13 protein-coding genes are annotated in these 16,278 nt (G+C 60.2%); 3 read left to right on the top strand and 10 right to left on the bottom strand.

Features of this window, described 5'->3' with window-relative positions:
- Positions 1 to 4: 4 nt before the first annotated feature.
- From fmdA to urtA, 8 genes are all read right to left on the bottom strand, one after another.
- Positions 5 to 1,237 (bottom strand): formamidase, encoded by a 1,233-nt coding sequence (gene fmdA, locus U5822_RS06245; protein WP_322854765.1) that lies wholly within the window; start codon positions 1,235 to 1,237, stop codon positions 5 to 7.
- 100 nt (positions 1,238 to 1,337) lie between these two features.
- Positions 1,338 to 2,381 carry an AAA family ATPase gene (locus tag U5822_RS06240; RefSeq protein WP_322854764.1) on the bottom strand — a complete coding sequence of 348 codons (1,044 nt, stop codon included), beginning with the start codon at positions 2,379 to 2,381 and terminating at the stop codon, positions 1,338 to 1,340.
- A gap of 15 nt (positions 2,382 to 2,396) precedes the next feature.
- Positions 2,397 to 3,443 carry an aliphatic amidase gene (locus U5822_RS06235; RefSeq protein ID WP_322854763.1) on the bottom strand — a complete coding sequence of 349 codons (1,047 nt, stop codon included), beginning with the start codon at positions 3,441 to 3,443 and terminating at the stop codon, positions 2,397 to 2,399.
- 14 nt (positions 3,444 to 3,457) lie between these two features.
- Positions 3,458 to 4,147, bottom strand: a complete 690-nt coding sequence (gene urtE / locus U5822_RS06230) for an urea ABC transporter ATP-binding subunit UrtE (RefSeq protein ID WP_322854762.1) — start codon at positions 4,145 to 4,147, stop codon at positions 3,458 to 3,460.
- Positions 4,148 to 4,149: 2 nt separating this feature from the next.
- Positions 4,150 to 4,908 carry an urea ABC transporter ATP-binding protein UrtD gene (gene urtD / locus U5822_RS06225; protein ID WP_322854761.1) on the bottom strand — a complete coding sequence of 253 codons (759 nt, stop codon included), beginning with the start codon at positions 4,906 to 4,908 and terminating at the stop codon, positions 4,150 to 4,152.
- Positions 4,908 to 6,113: an urea ABC transporter permease subunit UrtC gene (gene urtC / locus U5822_RS06220; protein ID WP_322854760.1), complete on the bottom strand. Its 1,206-nt coding sequence runs from the start codon at positions 6,111 to 6,113 to the stop codon at positions 4,908 to 4,910. Before urtC ends, urtD begins: the two co-directional genes overlap by 1 nt.
- A gap of 9 nt (positions 6,114 to 6,122) precedes the next feature.
- Positions 6,123 to 7,049, bottom strand: a complete 927-nt coding sequence (gene urtB / locus U5822_RS06215) for an urea ABC transporter permease subunit UrtB (protein ID WP_322854759.1) — start codon at positions 7,047 to 7,049, stop codon at positions 6,123 to 6,125.
- A gap of 83 nt (positions 7,050 to 7,132) precedes the next feature.
- Positions 7,133 to 8,311 (bottom strand): urea ABC transporter substrate-binding protein, encoded by a 1,179-nt coding sequence (urtA, locus tag U5822_RS06210; RefSeq protein ID WP_322856892.1) that lies wholly within the window; start codon positions 8,309 to 8,311, stop codon positions 7,133 to 7,135.
- A gap of 402 nt (positions 8,312 to 8,713) precedes the next feature.
- On the opposite strand from urtA, the gene U5822_RS06205 reads away from it, so the two are divergent.
- The 3 genes from U5822_RS06205 to U5822_RS06195 all read left to right on the top strand — a co-directional run bounded on the left by U5822_RS06205 (position 8,714) and on the right by U5822_RS06195 (position 13,799).
- Positions 8,714 to 12,097 (top strand): hybrid sensor histidine kinase/response regulator, encoded by a 3,384-nt coding sequence (locus tag U5822_RS06205; RefSeq protein ID WP_322854758.1) that lies wholly within the window; start codon positions 8,714 to 8,716, stop codon positions 12,095 to 12,097.
- Entirely contained in the window at positions 12,084 to 12,989 is a 906-nt protein-coding gene (locus U5822_RS06200; RefSeq protein ID WP_322854757.1) for a DNA-binding response regulator, read from the top strand. The genes U5822_RS06205 and U5822_RS06200 overlap by 14 nt, the downstream gene beginning before the upstream one ends.
- A 99-nt stretch (positions 12,990 to 13,088) precedes the next feature.
- On the top strand, positions 13,089 to 13,799 hold the full coding sequence (locus U5822_RS06195; RefSeq protein ID WP_425259393.1) for a DUF3047 domain-containing protein: 711 nt from the start codon (positions 13,089 to 13,091) through the stop codon (positions 13,797 to 13,799).
- Between the two features lie 14 nt (positions 13,800 to 13,813).
- On the opposite strand, the gene U5822_RS06190 is transcribed toward U5822_RS06195, so the two are convergent.
- Positions 13,814 to 14,644 carry a substrate-binding periplasmic protein gene (locus tag U5822_RS06190; protein WP_322854756.1) on the bottom strand — a complete coding sequence of 277 codons (831 nt, stop codon included), beginning with the start codon at positions 14,642 to 14,644 and terminating at the stop codon, positions 13,814 to 13,816.
- An 89-nt stretch (positions 14,645 to 14,733) separates the two neighbouring features.
- On the bottom strand, positions 14,734 to 16,239 hold the full coding sequence (gene nhaB / locus U5822_RS06185) for a sodium/proton antiporter NhaB (protein WP_322854755.1): 1,506 nt from the start codon (positions 16,237 to 16,239) through the stop codon (positions 14,734 to 14,736).
- Positions 16,240 to 16,278: the final 39 nt, after the last annotated feature.

The following is a 16,278-nucleotide window of genomic DNA, read 5'->3' as shown; positions in this document are numbered from 1 at the left end:
AGACTTACTCCTTGTCTTTCGACAGCGGCACATCCATGCCACCACTGACCTTCTTCTGCGGACCATCGGCCGACGGGTTGATGTCGAAGTCAAAAATGCCCGTTGGCAACCACAGCGTGGCGCAAGCGTTGGGGATGTCGACAACCCCGCTGATGTGGCCTTCCACCGGTGCACATCCGAGAATCGCGTAGGCTTGGGCCTTGGTGTAACCAAACTTGGTCATGTATTCGATGGCGTTCAAGCAGGCCTGACGGTACGCGACATGGACATCTAGGTAGTGCTGGCCACCGTCTTCATCCACGGAGATGCCCTCGAAGATCACGTAATCGTCGTAGCGCGGCTTGATCGGGCTGGGTTTGAACACCGGGTTCTTGATGCCATATTTCCTGACACCATCCTTAATCAGGTTGACCCGCAGGTGGATCCAGCCGGCCATTTCGATGGCGCCGCAGAAGGTGATTTCACCGTCGCCCTGGCTGAAGTGAAGGTCACCAACCGACAGCCCGGCACCGTCCACGTACACCGGGAAATACACCTTCGAGCCCCTGGACAGGTCTTTGATGTCGCAGTTACCCCCGTGCTCCCGGGGCGGCACGGTTCGGGCCGCTTCGGCACCGGCCGCCTTGGCTTCCTCACCACGCATCTGACCCATGTGGGCGGTTTCGCCGTTCGGCAGTGTGGCCAGCTCCGGAACCCGTTCTGGATCGGTGGCCACCAGTCCGGCCTCCCGCTTGTTCCAGGTATCGAGCAGTTCCTTCGAAGGCAGGCAGCCAATCAACCCCGGGTGAATCAGGCCGGCAAACTCCACGTTCGGGATGTGGCGCGACTTGGTGAACATGCCATTGAAGTCCCAGATACTTTTCTGAGCGTCCGGGAAGTGTTCGGTCAGGAATCCGCCGCCATTCTGCTTGGAAAAGAAGCCGTTGAAACCCCACTGGCTTTCCTCAAAGGTGCCAATATCCAGAATGTCGACTTCCAGCAGATCGCCGGGCTCGGCGCCCTCAACACCAATCGGACCGGACAGGAAGTGCACCTGGCTGAGGTCCACATCGCGCACGTCGTCCGCGCTGTCGTCGTTCTTGATCTGACCACCGGTCCAGTCGTAGCACTCAACAATGAAATCGTCGCCCGGTTTTACCGTGGCCACGAGGGGGATATCCGGGTGCCAGCGGTTGTGGACTTTGTCGTTCTCGTAGGCCGACTTGTTCAGGTCAATCTTGATGATGGTTTCAGCCATAGCGGGCGCTCCTTGGTATTGGCTTGCACGATTGGTGACGGCTCTACTATCGGCAATCCCGCGCTTGCGCGGTATTCGCGAAATGCCCCCGGTCCCTACGTCATTCGACGTATTGGCTCACCCTGATGTCACGGTCGTGAACATCGGCCCTGAACCGCGTAATCTCGGGTTGCGCCAGCAAGGCACCGGCAACGGCGGGTTCCAGTCGCTGCCGGAACGCTCTCATCATTTCCCGGGCGCCGTAGCGACGGTCGTAGCCCTGGCACAGGTGGGACCGGAGCTGGGGCGACAGCCACAACTCAGCCTGCTTGCGCGCCAGGCGGCGGTTGAGTGCGGCCAGTTCAATGTCCAGGAGGGCATCCAGCCAGTCTCCGGCGAGGTTGTTGAAGGTCAGGATCTGGTCGATCCGATTCAGGAATTCCGGGTCGAAGTGGCGGCGAAGGGCGGCATCCCGAATGGCCTCGCCCCCTGTGGGCGACACACCCAGCCAGCGTCGCCAGCCACGCTGGAAGCGCTGTTCGTGAGCCTCGGCGTCCAGGGCACCGGCGTTGCTGGTCATGAAGATCAGGGTGTTCCGGAAATCGATCTCCCGATTGCCAGCAGGCAGCACCAGGCGACCCGTGTCCAGCACGTTCATCAGGGTGCGAACCACGTCCTTGTTGGCTTTCTCGATCTCATCGAAGAGCACAACTCCCGGCTTGCTGAACGAGCCCTGAACCTTTTCCGGATCAAACAGGCTATGGCCCTCCTTGCTGCCGACATATCCGGGTGGGGCCCCGGTCAGGGCGGCCGCATAGTGCTCCTGTGCCAGGGTGTTCATGTCGATCCGGCAGAGCGCATCCTGGTGACCGTGGATAGCCTCGGCAATCAGCCGCACCGTTTCGGTCTTGCCGACCCCGGTGGAGCCGAGAAACAGATGCACCGCCAGCGGCCGGTTTTCCGCCCCAATGTCGGCTTTCACCCGCACCAGCATGGCTTCCATGGCGGCAAGCGCCTCATTCTGGCCCACAATGTTTGCCCGCAGGCGGGTCATCACGGCCTCGGGCTGGAACCGGAACCGGGAAACACGAACCGGGCCTGAATTGGCCCGGTTCGCGTCGATGGATTCCCGGTTGGCTTCCAGCCGTTCATTGATAAACGGCATAACCACCTCCCGGGCTTAGGCCCCTGCGGATTTTTCCCGGCCCTCGACGGGCAGTTCCCCAACCGGGCATTCGGCCACGCCGACGGTTGATCGCGTCATGGCCTCCACGTTTTCCTGGGCTTTTTGCGCATCCATGACCCAAGTGCGATAGAACTCGAACGGACAGTCTGCGATGCCCTTGTCGCCATCGCCCGAGGCATGGACTCCGGAATAACCCCGGTGCAGCAGTTTGAACAGGTGGTTCTGGGACTGGTCGTTAGCGCGGGCATCGCGAATCTGGCTCACGGACAGCTGGGCGTACTGCACACCCATGTCTTCCTCGCCACATTCGCCCAGGGTACGGCCATCAAAACCGATGATCGCGGAGTGGCCGAAGTAGGAATAGACGCCGTCAAAACCGGAAGCATTGGCGACAGCCACATAGCAGTTATTGGCCCACGCCATGCTCTTGGCCATCATGACCTGCTGTTCCTTGGCCGGGTACATGTAGCCCTGGCAGCGCACGATCAGTTCCGCGCCCTTCATGGCGCAGTCGCGCCAGATCTCGGGATAGTTGCCGTCGTCGCAGATGATCAGGCTGATCTTCATGCCCTTCGGGCCCTCGGTGACATAGGTGGTGTCACCCGGGTACCAACCTTCGATCGGGCACCAGGGAATACACTTGCGGTATTTCTGGACGATTTCGCCCTCGTTATTGATCAGAACGAGGGTGTTGTAGGGGGCCTTTCTCGGATGGTCCTCATGACGCTCACCGGTCAGGGAAAACACGCCCCAGGTGTTGGCCTCGCGGCAGGCAGCGGCAAAGATGGCGGTTTCGTCACCCGGGATAGTGGCGGCGGTTTCCATCATCTCGTCGTTGTCGTACATGATGCCCATGGTGCTGTATTCCGGGAAAACCACCAGGTCCATGCCCGGCAGCCCCACTTTCATGCCCTTGATCATGTCTGCAATCTTGCGGGCGTTGGCCAGGACCTCGTCCCGCGTGTGCAGGCGGGGCATCTTGTAGTTCACCACCGCGACGCCGACGGTATCATTGCTGCTGGAAATATCACCGTGTCTCATCGTTTTCCTCCTCGTTAAACCGCCAGGTAACTGGCTATTTTTTCCTGATCGGCCTCAGCCCGGCTCTCTTCGTGCACAATGCTCCCCTTTTCGATCACCAGAATCCGGTCGGCGGTGTCCATCACGAAACTCAACACCTGCTCCGACACCACGATCGACAGCCCCCGTTCGTCCCGAATACGCCGAAGGGTCTGCGCCATGTCCTTGATGATGTTGGGCTGGATGCCTTCGGTGGGTTCATCGAGCAGCAGCACCTTGGGTCGGGTGGCAAGCGCTCGGGCAATCGCCAGCTGTTGCTGCTGGCCGCCAGACAAGTTGCCGCCCCGACGGTTCTGCATTTCCTTGAGCACCGGGAACAATTCGTACAGGTCTTCGGGAACTTTCTTCTCCCCCACCGCGGCCAGTCCGGTCTCGATGTTCTCCTTGACCGTCAGGGTCGGGAAAATCATCCGGCCCTGGGGCACGAACCCGAGACCGGCGCGAACACGCTGGAAACTCTTGAGATTGGAGAGGTTAGTGCCATCCAGGCTGACCTCACCGCCCTTGGTGGCGGTCATGCCCACCAGGGACTTCATCAGCGTGGTCTTGCCCATGCCGTTGCGGCCAACGACCGCCACGATCTCGTTTTTGGTCACATCGAGGTTCAGGTCCTCGATGATGGTGCTCTGGCCATAGGCCACCGAATGATGTTTAACGCTCAGCATGGTCAGTGCCCCAGGTAGACTTCGACGACTTTCGGATCCGACTTCACGTGCTCGATGGACCCTTCCGAGAGAACCTTGCCCTGGTGCATGACCGTCACCCGGTCCGCGATGTCGCCGACAAACTGCATGTCGTGCTCGATCACCAGCACCGTGTGGTCTTTGGTTATGACCTTGAGCAATTCCGCGGTTTTCTTGCGTTCAGCCACCGACATGCCGGCCACCGGTTCGTCCAGCATGAGCAGGGCCGGCTTCTGGATCAGCAGCATGCCGATCTCCAGCCATTGCTTCTGGCCATGGCTAAGCAGAGCGGCGGGCTGGTCGAGGGCGTCAGCCAGGAAGATGGTTTCGGCCACCTCCTGCACCGCCTCGACCACGGCAGGATCGCGTTTGAACGCGAGGGCGCCCATCACGCTGTGGCCCCGGGGGAAGGACAGCTCCAGGTTCTCGAACACCGTTAGGTCCTCGAACACCGAGGGGGTCTGGAACTTGCGGCCGACGCCGCTGTGGACGATCTGGTGCTCTTTGAGTTTCGTCAGTTCCTTGCCCCCAAACTTGATAGAGCCGGCGGTGGCCTTGGTCTTACCGCAAATCAGGTCCAGTACCGTGGTCTTGCCGGCCCCATTGGGACCGATGATGACCCGGATTTCCTTTGGATCGAGGTAAAACGAAAGGTCATCCACCGCCTTGAAACCGTCGAAGGACACGGTGAGTCCCTCCACCGCCAGCAGGAAATCACCACTTTTTGCTTTGCCTGCATTCATCAGGATTTCTCCGGGCTGTAGTGATCGATCATCGGGTCGTAGTCGCGCTCCCGGGTTTCAACGGTGGCGGGTTTCCGTGCCTCGGGTATCGGTTCCGGTTTTGCCACTTTCGGCTTGCGCTTGAACAGCCGCTCTTCCAGCGGCATGACGTAGCTCTGGTACAGGCCGGCCAGACCGTTCGGAAACGCCAGTACCACGCCGATGAACAGGGCACCCATGGCAAACGGCCAGAGCTCGGGGAAGGATTCGGAGAAGCCACTCTTGGCGGCGTTCACCAGCAGTGCGCCGTAGACCGCACCGAGAATGGAGAGCCGGCCGCCGAGGGCGCAGAAGATCACCATTTCGATGGAAGCGACGATGCCGATGAACGACGGCGACATGAACCCCACGATCAGCGTGAACAGGGCACCACCAATCCCGGCGAACGCGGCCGCCAGGCAGAACACGAAGATCTTGAACGCGGCGACGTCATAGCCGGAGAAACGCACCCGGTTTTCCTGCGCATTCATGGCCACCAGGATGCGGCCGAGTTTGCGGTTCTGTACCAGTCGCGCCACAAACAGGGACAGGAAGAGCATGCCCACGCAAACGAAGTAGAGGGTGGTTTTGGCGGCATCGGTCCGGATGTCCCAGCCCATCAAGGTCTGCAGGTCGGTAATGCCGTTGACGCCCCCGGTATAGCCCTGCTGTCCGATGATCAGGATGGTCAGGATGGCGGCGATGGCCTGGGTGATGATGGCGAAGTACACCCCTCCCACCCGCCGGGTGAACATGGCGAGACCGATGGCGAACGCCAACAACATCGGCACCCCAATCACCGCAATCAGCGTGAAGGAAAAGCTGTGGAACGGTTCCCAGAACCAGGGCAGTTCAGTGAGCTGGTTCCAATCCATGAAGTCCGGAATGCCCGGCGTCGACTGGATGGCGGTGGCCTCGGGAGTGGAGGCTTCCAGCTTCAGGAACATCGCCATGCAGTAGCCGCCAAGACCAAAGAACACGCCCTGACCAAGACTCAGGATGCCGGCCTTGCCCCAACACATCACCAGACCGATGGCGACGAATGCATAGGTCAGGTACTTGCCCACCATGTTGAGCCGGAAGGGATCCAGTGCCAGGGGCAAAATCACCAGCAGCAGTGCGGCCAGGGCGAGGTAGTAGAGCCCCTCGCGGGAGGTAAACCAATTCAGAACAGACGGTGTTTTCATGACGGACTCCTAGCGACGGACCTTGAGGGCAATCAGGCCTTCGGGGCGCAACATGAGAATGCCTACGACCACCAACAGGGTGAGTACTTTGGCCATGGAACCACTGAGGAAGAACTCCATGGTCGACTGGGCCTGGGAGATGCCGAACGCGGACACAATGGTGCCGATCAGGCTCTGTGCGCCGCCAAAGACCACCACCAGGAAGGTGTCGACGATATAGGCCTGGCCAGACGAGGGACCAGTGGAGCCGATCATGGTGAACGCCGCACCGGCAATACCGGCAATGCCGCAACCGAGAGCGAAGGTGGCCCGGTCAATACCGGCGCTGTTGATCCCTACCGCTTCCGCCATGGGACGGTTCTGGACTACCGCGCGAACCTTTTTGCCATAGCCGGAGCGATACATGAGCAGGTACACACCCACGGCAATGGACAGCGCAATGATCATCACGAACAGACCGTTGATCGGCAGTTCGACCAGGTCAGTCACCTGGAACGCGCCCATCATCCAGTCCGGCAGTTCCACGCCCACCTCCCGGGCACCAAAGATGGACCGATAGGCCTGTTGCATGATCAGGCTGAGGCCCCAGGTGGCCAAGAGGGTGTCCAGGGGCCGGTGGTACAGGTGCCTTATCATGAGCCACTCAACGAGCGCCCCCAGGGCGGCGCAGATCAGAAAGGCCAACACCATGGCAACAAGGAAGTAACCGCCGAACAGTCCCGGCAGATAGCTTTGAAAGAAACCCGAGGTCAGGTAGGTGGTGTAGGCGCCGAGGATCATGAACTCCCCGTGGGCCATGTTGATCACCCCCATCTGACCGAAGATGATCGCCAGGCCCATTGCCATCAGAACGAAGACTGAAAACAGGGAGAGCCCGGCGAACCCCTGCATGGCAAATATCGACATCAACTCACTGCTGGTGTAGCCATCAAACATGACCGTTTCTCCCGTTCATACCAACATGCTTCGCGTTGTAGCGGCATAGGTTGCCGGCGCCCGGGGGCGCCGGCGGTCAAGCCTTACTGGTAGCCCTCGGGGAACGGATCCGGCTCCATCAGCTCCTCGGTCTCATAGACCACCTGGTACTGGCCATCCGTCTGAGCGCGGCCGATTCGGGTCTTGGACCAGAGGTGATGGTTTTCATGGATGCGCACGTAGCCTTCCGGTGCCTTGTTGAACTCGATACCGGCAAAGACTTCGCGGATCTTGTCGATGTCAAAGGAGCCCGCTTTTTCAACGGCGGCTTTCCACAGCCACGGCCCAAGGTAGGCAGCCTGGGTCACATCGCCGATGACCATGTCGTCGCCGTAGGTCTCCTTGAACGCCTTGACGAACTCCTGGTTGTTGGGGTTATCCAGGCTCTGGAAGTACTTCATGGAGGCGTAAATGCCTTCCACGTTCTCACCACCGATGCCACGGATTTCATCCTCGGTGACCGAGATGGTCAGCAGCAGCGGCTGCTCGTCCGTGAAATCAACGCCCGCGGCTTTCATCTGCTTGTAGAAAGCCACGTTCGAGCCACCGACCACGGATGCGAAGATCACGTCCGGTTTCTTCAGCTTGATCTTGTTGATGACCGAGTTGAACTGGGTGTGGCCCAGGGGGTAGTACTCTTCACCCACCACTTTCAGGCCCAGCTTGTCGATGTGTTTGCGGGCGATCTTGTTGGAGGTGCGTGGCCAGATATAGTCGGAGCCCAGCAGATAGAAGGTCTTGGCGCCCTTCTCTTTGACCGCCCAGTCGATCCCCGCCAGGATCTGCTGGGTGGCTTCCTGGCCCGTGTAGACCACGTTCGGCGACTGCTCGAGGCCCTCATAGAAGGTTGGGTAGTAGAGCATGCCGTTGTACTGCTCGATCACCGGCAAGATGGCCTTGCGGGAGGCTGAGGTCCAGGCACCGAAAATAGCCGCGACATCATCCTGACGCAACAGCTTGCGGGATTTCTCGGCAAAGGTTGGCCAGTCGCTGGCGCCGTCTTCCTGAACGTATTCGATTTGACGGCCAAGTACACCGCCGGAGGCGTTGATCTGGTCGATGGCCAGTTTTTCCGCCTGCACCGAACCGATCTCACTGATGGCCATGGTGCCGGTGATCGAATGCAGAATGCCGACGGTGACGCTGTCGTCGGTAACCGCCAACCCAGTGGTGTTGACCTCAGCGGTGCTTGGCACTGCCGCCTGGACGGAGGTTGCCAGCATGACCGACGCCGCCAGTGTCATCAGGCTCTTGCGAAACCCCAGCCCCTTGCCTATCGACCGCCCATTGGCGGTTAACTCTGTAGTACCCATGGTGAATCCTCGCAGTGTTTGAAAAGCCGGTACCGCACCTCCTCGCGAAAGCACAGCGCCCACGACAAACATTCTGCTCAGCCCCCTTGTGGGTGCCCATTCGGCAATCACCCCAGCGCACTACGTCATTTGACGCATTCCGGTACTGGCCCAAACCGGCTAAAACGCAGGTACCCGTGCTCACCTGACCAGAGATCCAGTCACCCCGAGCGATGGCACGGAACTTGTTTTGGCTTTCTGATCCGGTGCCCAGAACACCAAACCGCACCAAAACCGGGCATTGTCCCGGCCAAGTACACAGGCAAGGCAGCGATGGCCGCACGACAGAACATTTTCCGGGTTCGACGCAGTTACAATCAGTGGGTCGCCAATCAAACCCTGGAAGACTACGCCCTTCGATTTACTGCCAAGAGCGCACGACGCTGGTCCGCAGCACGGGTCAGTAACACCGCGCTGGGCGCCATTTCGTTCCTGGCCATGGAGGCAATTGGGGGCTCCATCACCCTGCACTACGGCTTCGATAATGCCGTGGTCGCGATTCTGCTGGTCAGTCTGGTGATCTTCCTGACCGCGATCCCCATCAGCTATTACGCGGCTCGCTATGGCGTGGATATCGATCTGCTTACCCGGGGCGCGGGCTTCGGTTACATCGGCTCCACCATCACTTCGCTGATTTACGCCTCGTTCACCTTCATTTTCTTCGCCATTGAAGCGGCCATCATGGCCATGGCCCTGGAAATGCTTTTCGACATTCCCCTGGTTTTGGGCTATCTAATCTGCGCGGTCGCCATCATTCCACTGGTGACCCATGGCATCACCACCATCAGCCGCTTCCAGGTCTGGACCCAGCCGGTATGGGTTCTGCTCCAACTCGCCCCGTTTGTGTTCATCATTTACGCCGACGCATCTTCCATCAGCGACTGGACCCAATTCGAGGGCGCTTTGGCCACCAACAATCAGGGTCTGAACGTGGTGATGTTTGGCGCGGCGGCAGCCGTAGTTTTTTCACTGATTGCCCAGATCGGCGAGCAGGTGGATTTTCTTCGGTTCATCCCGGAACCCCGTAACCAGGAGGAAAAACGGCGGTGGTGGCTGGCGGTGATGTCCGGGGGGCCAGGCTGGATTGTCATCGGCATGCTAAAGATTCTGGCGGGGTCGTTCCTGGCGGTCTTGGCACTGAACCAGGGCGTCTCTCCTGAAGAAGCCGCCGATCCGACCCAAATGTACCTCGTGGCATTCAATTATCTGACTAACTCGCCTGACGTGTCCCTGGCCATGGCAGGTATTTTCGTCATCCTGTGCCAGCTCAAGATCAACGTCACCAACGCCTACGCCGGCTCCATTGCCTGGTCCAATTTCTTCTCGCGTTTGACCCACAGTCACCCGGGACGAGTCGTGTGGCTGTGCTTCAATGTGGCCATCGCCCTGCTGGTGATGGAGTTGGGGGTCTACCGGGCACTCGAAGAGACGCTAGGCTTTTACGGCATCATTGCCATCGCCTGGGTAGGCTCGCTAGTCGCGGACCTGGTGATCAACAAGCCGCTGGGACTCAGCCCTCCTCACATTGAGTTCAAGCGGGCCCATCTCTATGACATCAACCCGGTCGGCGTCGGTGCCATGATCACCGCTTCCGTGGTCGGCATCACCTGCCATACCGGCATCCTCGGCAGCTATGCCGAAGCCCTGTCCCACTTCATCGCCCTGGCAACCGCGCTGGCCACCGCGCCGCTGATTGCCTGGCGCACCGACGGCCGGTTCTACACTGCCCGTCCGTTTACCCCGATCGCCACCGATCAGGAACTGGTGCAGTGCTGCATCTGTGAGCACCGATTTGAGCCAGAAGACGTAACCGGTTGCCCGGTGTACGAAGGCACCATCTGCTCCCTGTGTTGTTCCCTGGATGCCCGATGCGGCGACGCCTGCAAGCCCGGGGCGGGCTACCGGGAACAATTGCAACAATTCCTGGGCAAGCTGGTTCCCGATGCCATTCTGAGCCGGCTGCACTCCCGACTGGGCCATTTCCTGACCTTACTGGTACTGATCAACGGGCTCTCCGCCCTGCTGCTATCCCTGATTTACTTCAAGACTCCCGTGGCTTCGGAGCCGGAAGCTCTGTTGCTCTCGATCACGCTATGGAAGGTATTCTTCATTCTTGTCATCGTGACCGGGGTTGTCTGCTGGCTCTTCGTTCTGGCTCATGAAAGCCGGGTGGTGGCGGAAGAGGAGTCTTTTCGACAGACACGGCTACTAACCGAAGAGATTGTTGCCCACGAACGCACCGATCTGGCCCTGCAACAGGCCAAGGAACAGGCAGAAGCGGCTAATGGCGCTAAAAGTCGATATCTCACGGGCATCAGTCACGAACTCCGATCACCCCTCAATGCCATCCTCGGTTACGCCCAGCTGATGGAAAATGACGAGACCGTACCTCCCCATCGCCAGGAGGCACTGGGTGTCATTCGTCGCAGCGGGGAATACCTCGCCGATCTGATAGAGGGTCTGCTGGACATATCCAAGATAGAAGCCGGCCGCCTGGATTTGCATCGGGACCAGGTGCGCATCGAGTTGCTGATGGAACAGCTGGTTACCATGTTCCGACTCCAAGCGGAGGAAAAAGGCCTGGCCTTTGACTACCACTGCCCCTACCCCCTTCCCGAGATGGTAACAACCGACGAGAAGCGCCTTCGCCAGATTCTGATCAACCTGCTGTCCAATGCCATCAAGTACACCGATAAGGGCGGCGTCTCTCTCAGCCTTCGTTATCGAAGCCAGGTGGCGGAGTTCACCGTGCAGGACACGGGTGAGGGCATCTCCCCGGAAAACATTGAACGCATCTTCAGGCCCTTCGAACGCATTCGCACCCCCGGTCAAAGTCGAATTGGCACCGGACTGGGCCTGACCATTACCCGCCTGCTTACGGAAATCATGGGAGGGGACATCAGTGTCGACAGCAAACCTGGCCGGGGCAGCACCTTCAAGGTCAGCCTGATGTTATCGAGTGTACACAGCGCCAGCCCACGGTCGATCTCTGCACCAGCAAAACGCATTTACGGTTACCACGGCAGCCGCCGAAAAGTGCTGCTGGTGGACGACGATCAGTCCCATCGCCAGGTAGTCCGGGCCATGCTGTCGCCGCTCGGATTCGAAATAACCGATATTGGCAATGCCTTGGAGGTCCTGCCAACCGTTGCGGACCAACGACCGGATTTGGTGCTACTCGATGTATCCATGCCTGGTCAGACTGGCTGGGAAGTACTGCAGCGGTTGCGAGCGGAGAAACATGGAATGCCCGTGGTCATGGTGTCTGCCGACGCCAATGAGGGTCAGCACGCCAAAGACTCCCCGAGACTGCATGACGGTTACATCATCAAACCGGTTCGGCTGAACCTGCTGTTGGACACCATTGGCCAGGTGCTCAATCTGGAATGGCGGTTCAAGAAGAGCGCCGAGCCGTTGGCGGCCATTCCGGTCTCCGACAACGGTGACTTGCCGCTGCCCGCATTGCCCCACCGGCTGGAACTGGCAGACCTCGCCCGCATTGGCCACCGCAAGGGTCTGCTGGAAGCCCTGCATGGTTTGAAGCACCGAGGCGAGGCGGCCGAACAATTCACCCTTGAATTAACCCAACTCACCAACGACTTCCAGTTTGAAAAAATACTGGCACTGCTTGAGGTGACTGAAGATGAACCTTCCTGAAGATCGCAAGACCGTTGTGATGGTCGTGGATGACGCGATCGACTCCATTCGCATGGTCAATGACGCCCTGGAGGCAGCGGGCATGACGGTGCTTGTGGCCCTTGAGGGCAACCAGGCGCTTACCATCAGTCAGAACATCACACCCGATGTGGTTCTCATGGATGCGTTGATGCCACACATGGACGGTTTCGAGACCTGCCGACGGTTGAAGGAGAACCCGGCTTTTACCGACGTCCCCATCATCTTCATGACGGGCCTGAGCGACACCGAGCATGTGGTCATGGGCCTGAATGCGGGTGGTGTGGACTATGTCACCAAACCCATCAACACCACGGAGATGCTGGCACGCATGGACGTCCATCTGACCAACGCCCGCATGACCCGGAGCGCACGCAGTGCCCTTGATACCGCCGGCCAGAACCTGTTTGCCGTGGACCGTGGGGGCAATTTGTTGTGGAGCACTCCCCAGGTGAGCCGGTGCCTCCCGGATGCCAACCATCCGGAATACGAGCGCATTCAGGGCAAGCTCGAGGAATGGCTCGGTCACCGCCTTGAACCCGGGCATATGATGCCTCTCCGGATCATGGACACACCCAGATCGGTGGAATACCTTGCGCTGGTCGACGGCAGGGAGTACCTGCTCCGGCTGAAAACGCCCCAAAACCAGAACAGCGCCGCCGCGGCCCTGCGCGAAAGATTCCAGCTCACCCTGAGAGAATCGGATGTGCTTCTGTGGATTGCCAACGGTAAGACCAATCGGGAAATTGGCGAGATCCTCGACATGAGCCCGCGCACCGTAAACAAACACCTCGAACAGGTTTTCCGGAAGCTAGGGGTCGAGAATCGAACAGCGGCCGCGGCTGGCGCCATAAAACTGTTGGCAACTCTCTAATTTTGCTGGGCACTTTTTGGGATATGGGCTGTCACCTCGGTAATCCCACGCGCTCTGAAAAAGGAGAGCATTTTGCCTCGAACAAGACTAAGAACCCTGATTCCAGCTCTCACGCTGGCTGCGAGCCCCTGGCTACTAGGCAACGCCCAGGCCGACAGCCCCACCCTGCCCGCCTTCTCCACCCTGACCAGCCTGGACAAAAGCGCCGGTTGGGAGCCACTGGAATTTCCCAAGATCGAGCAGCATTCCCGCTACGAGCTGGTCACCGAGAACGGCACCCAGGTGGTGCGGGCCCAGACCGACGGCGGCGCCTCCGGGCTGATCGCCCGGCTCAAGGTAGAACCGTCGGAGTCGCTGGTGCTGCGCTGGCGCTGGAAGGTGTCCAATGTGTTCGAGCGCGGCGATGCCCGCAAGAAATCCGGGGACGACTACCCAGCGCGGATCTACGTGGCGTTCGAGTTCCAGCCGGACAAGGCCGGCTTTTTCGAGCGCGCCAAGCGCAAGGCGGTGGAGGTGGTGTTCGGCGAGACCCTGCCGGGCAATGCCCTGAATTACATCTGGGCCAACACCGTGCCCGAGGGTGAGATCGTGCCCAACCCCTACACCGACCAGACCATGATGGTGGCGGTGAATTCCGGCCCGGAGCGGGTTGGTGAGTGGGTGACCGTGGAGCGGGACATCATGGCGGACTACCGGGAAGCCTTTGGCGGGGCGCCGCCGCCGGTGGTGGGCATCGCCATCATGTCCGATTCCGACAACACCGGGGAAAGCGCCACCGCCTGGTACGGCGATATCACCCTGGCACCCTGATCAAGCATTGACGCCTAGCGGTAGGCCTCGGGGAAGCCGGGAATCACGAAGCCCGGGTCCAGCTCCCGCACCGGCGGCACCTGGCCGGCGTCCACCAGGCGCAGGTAGGCGTCGTCGAACTGCTCACGCAGGATGGCGGCCCGGGGGTGGGCCAGGGAGAACAGCCAGGCGGTGTTGCGGGTGCGCACTTCCGATTCCTGAAACCGGTAGTTGGGGTTCACATCCAGGATCTGCTGGATCGGCTGACGGTAGTCGAGCAGGTAATCACCGCGGTTGCGCTTGAGCATGTCCAGGGCCGAGCGGTGGTTGGGCGCTTCGGTGATGCGGATGTCCTCGGCCTCATTGAGCCAGTTGATCAGACCGGCGTAGGTGTATCCGGCAATCACGATCACGGTCTTGCCACTGAGCTGGTCCAGGTGCGCCAGCGGCTGGGTCTGTTCCGGGCGATAGAACACGCTGAGCTGGGTCGACATGGGGCTGACCCAGCTTTCCAGCACTTCCCCGTCCAGACTCGGGATCTGGGTCAGTCCCGGCCAGACATCGATCTGGCCGTTCTTCAGGTACAGGTACACCCGGCTCACCGGCAGGTAGATGAAGTCCGGCACATAGCCGGCCTCGCGCACCACCTTGCGGGTGATGTCGATCATCGTGCCGTCGGCATTGCCGGCGGCGTTGCGGTAGGTGTAGGGCGGAAACTCCACGTAGGCGATGCGCAGGGTCTGGCCGGAGCCGGTCTGACTCCAGGCCATTGACGGCGCCAGCAGGGCCAGCACAAGCAGCCAGAGACCCATAACCACGGGGCGGAAACAACCGGAGTTGGTGCGAGAGTTACTGCGATGGTTCATTCAAGCTTTTTTTATAATCGGTTTTCGCAGAGCTTAACAGACCAACAGAAATCTGCACTGATTGGTTCCGAAATTTATCGAACGGGGCCTTAAATGTGGTTGATGACCATGTACAGGCCCACTCCGCCCATCACCAGGGTGTAGGGGAAGGCCATCACCACCATGCGCCCGTAGGACAGCCGCACCAGCGGCGCAATGGCGGAGGTGAGCAGGAACAGGAACGCGGCCTGGCCGTTCGGGGTGGCCACACTGGGCAGGTTGGTGCCGGTGTTGATGGCCACCGCCAGGGCCTGGAAATGCTCCTTGCTGATGCTGCCGGCATCCAGCGCCTGCTTGACCTCGCTGATGTACACCGTGGCCACGAACACGTTGTCGCTGATCATCGACAGCACGCCGTTGGCGACGAAGAACCAGCCCGGCTGGTTGCTTTCCGGCAGGCTCAGCACCAGGTCGATGATGGGCTTGAACAGGTGCTGTTCGTGAATCACCGCGACCACGGCGAAGAACACCACCAGCAGTGAGGTGAACGGCAGGGATTCCTGGAACGCCTTGCCGATCTGGTGCTCGTCGGTGATGCCGGTGAACGAGGTAATCAGAATGATGACCAGCAGGCCGATCAAGCCCACCTCGGCCAGATGGAACGCCAGCCCCACCACCAGCACGGCGGCGGCGATGGCCTGGACCCAGAGCGCGGCCTGGTCGGCCTTGGTGCGCTTGGCGCGCTCGTTCTCGGCAAACTCTTCCAGCACCTTGCGCACCGGCTTGGGCAGGCGACCGCCGTAACCGAACCAGCGCAGCTTCTCCAGCGACCAGCAGGTGACCAGACCGGCGGCCAGCACCGGCAGGCTGACCGGCGCCATGGTCAGGAAGAAGCCGGCGAAATCCCAGCCCACCACCTTGGCGATCAACAGGTTCTGGGGCTCGCCCACCATGGTCGCGACACCGCCCAGGGCGGTACCGATGGCGCCGTGCATCAGCAGGCTGCGCAGGAAGGCGCGGAAGTTCTCCAGGTCTTCCCGGTGCAGCTCGACCACTTCCTCGTCACTGCCGGCGTTGTGGTCCTTGTGATGGTAGCCCTTGCCGGACGCCACCTTGTGGTACACCGAGTAGAAACCCACCGCCACGCTGATGATCACCGCCGTGACCGTCAGGGCGTCGAGAAACGCCGACAGCACCGCGGCGGCGCAGCAAAACAGCAGCGACAGCGCGGACTTGGAGCGCACCCCCACCAGGATCTGGGTGAAGGTGACCAGCAGCAACTCCTTCATGAAGTAGATGCCCGCGACCATGAACATCAGCAGCAGAATCACCGGGAAATTGGTCAACACCTCCAGGTACACCGCGTCCGGGGTGGTCAGCCCGATCAACAGCGCCTCCACCGCCAGCAGGCCACCGGGCAGCAGCGGGTAGCACTTCAGGGCCATGGCCAGGGTAAAGATAAACTCGGCGATCAACAGCCAGCCCGCGGTACCCGGACCGAGCAGGAACATGACGATGGGATTGGCGACCAGGAACAGCAGGATGACCTGCTTGTACCAGACCGGAGCCTTGCCAAGGAAATTATGGGTGAAGCCGGAGATCACAGTGTTGGGCATTGCGGAGTTCTTCTGAAGGATCGTGTTATTGGAATTGTG

Origin of the sequence: Marinobacter qingdaonensis, from assembly GCF_034555935.1 — a bacterium.
In the GTDB taxonomy this organism is placed as follows: Bacteria; Pseudomonadota; Gammaproteobacteria; order Pseudomonadales; family Oleiphilaceae; genus Marinobacter; species Marinobacter qingdaonensis.
Note: the sequence above shows the minus strand (reverse complement) of the source record. Positions and strands in the feature narration are given on the sequence as shown.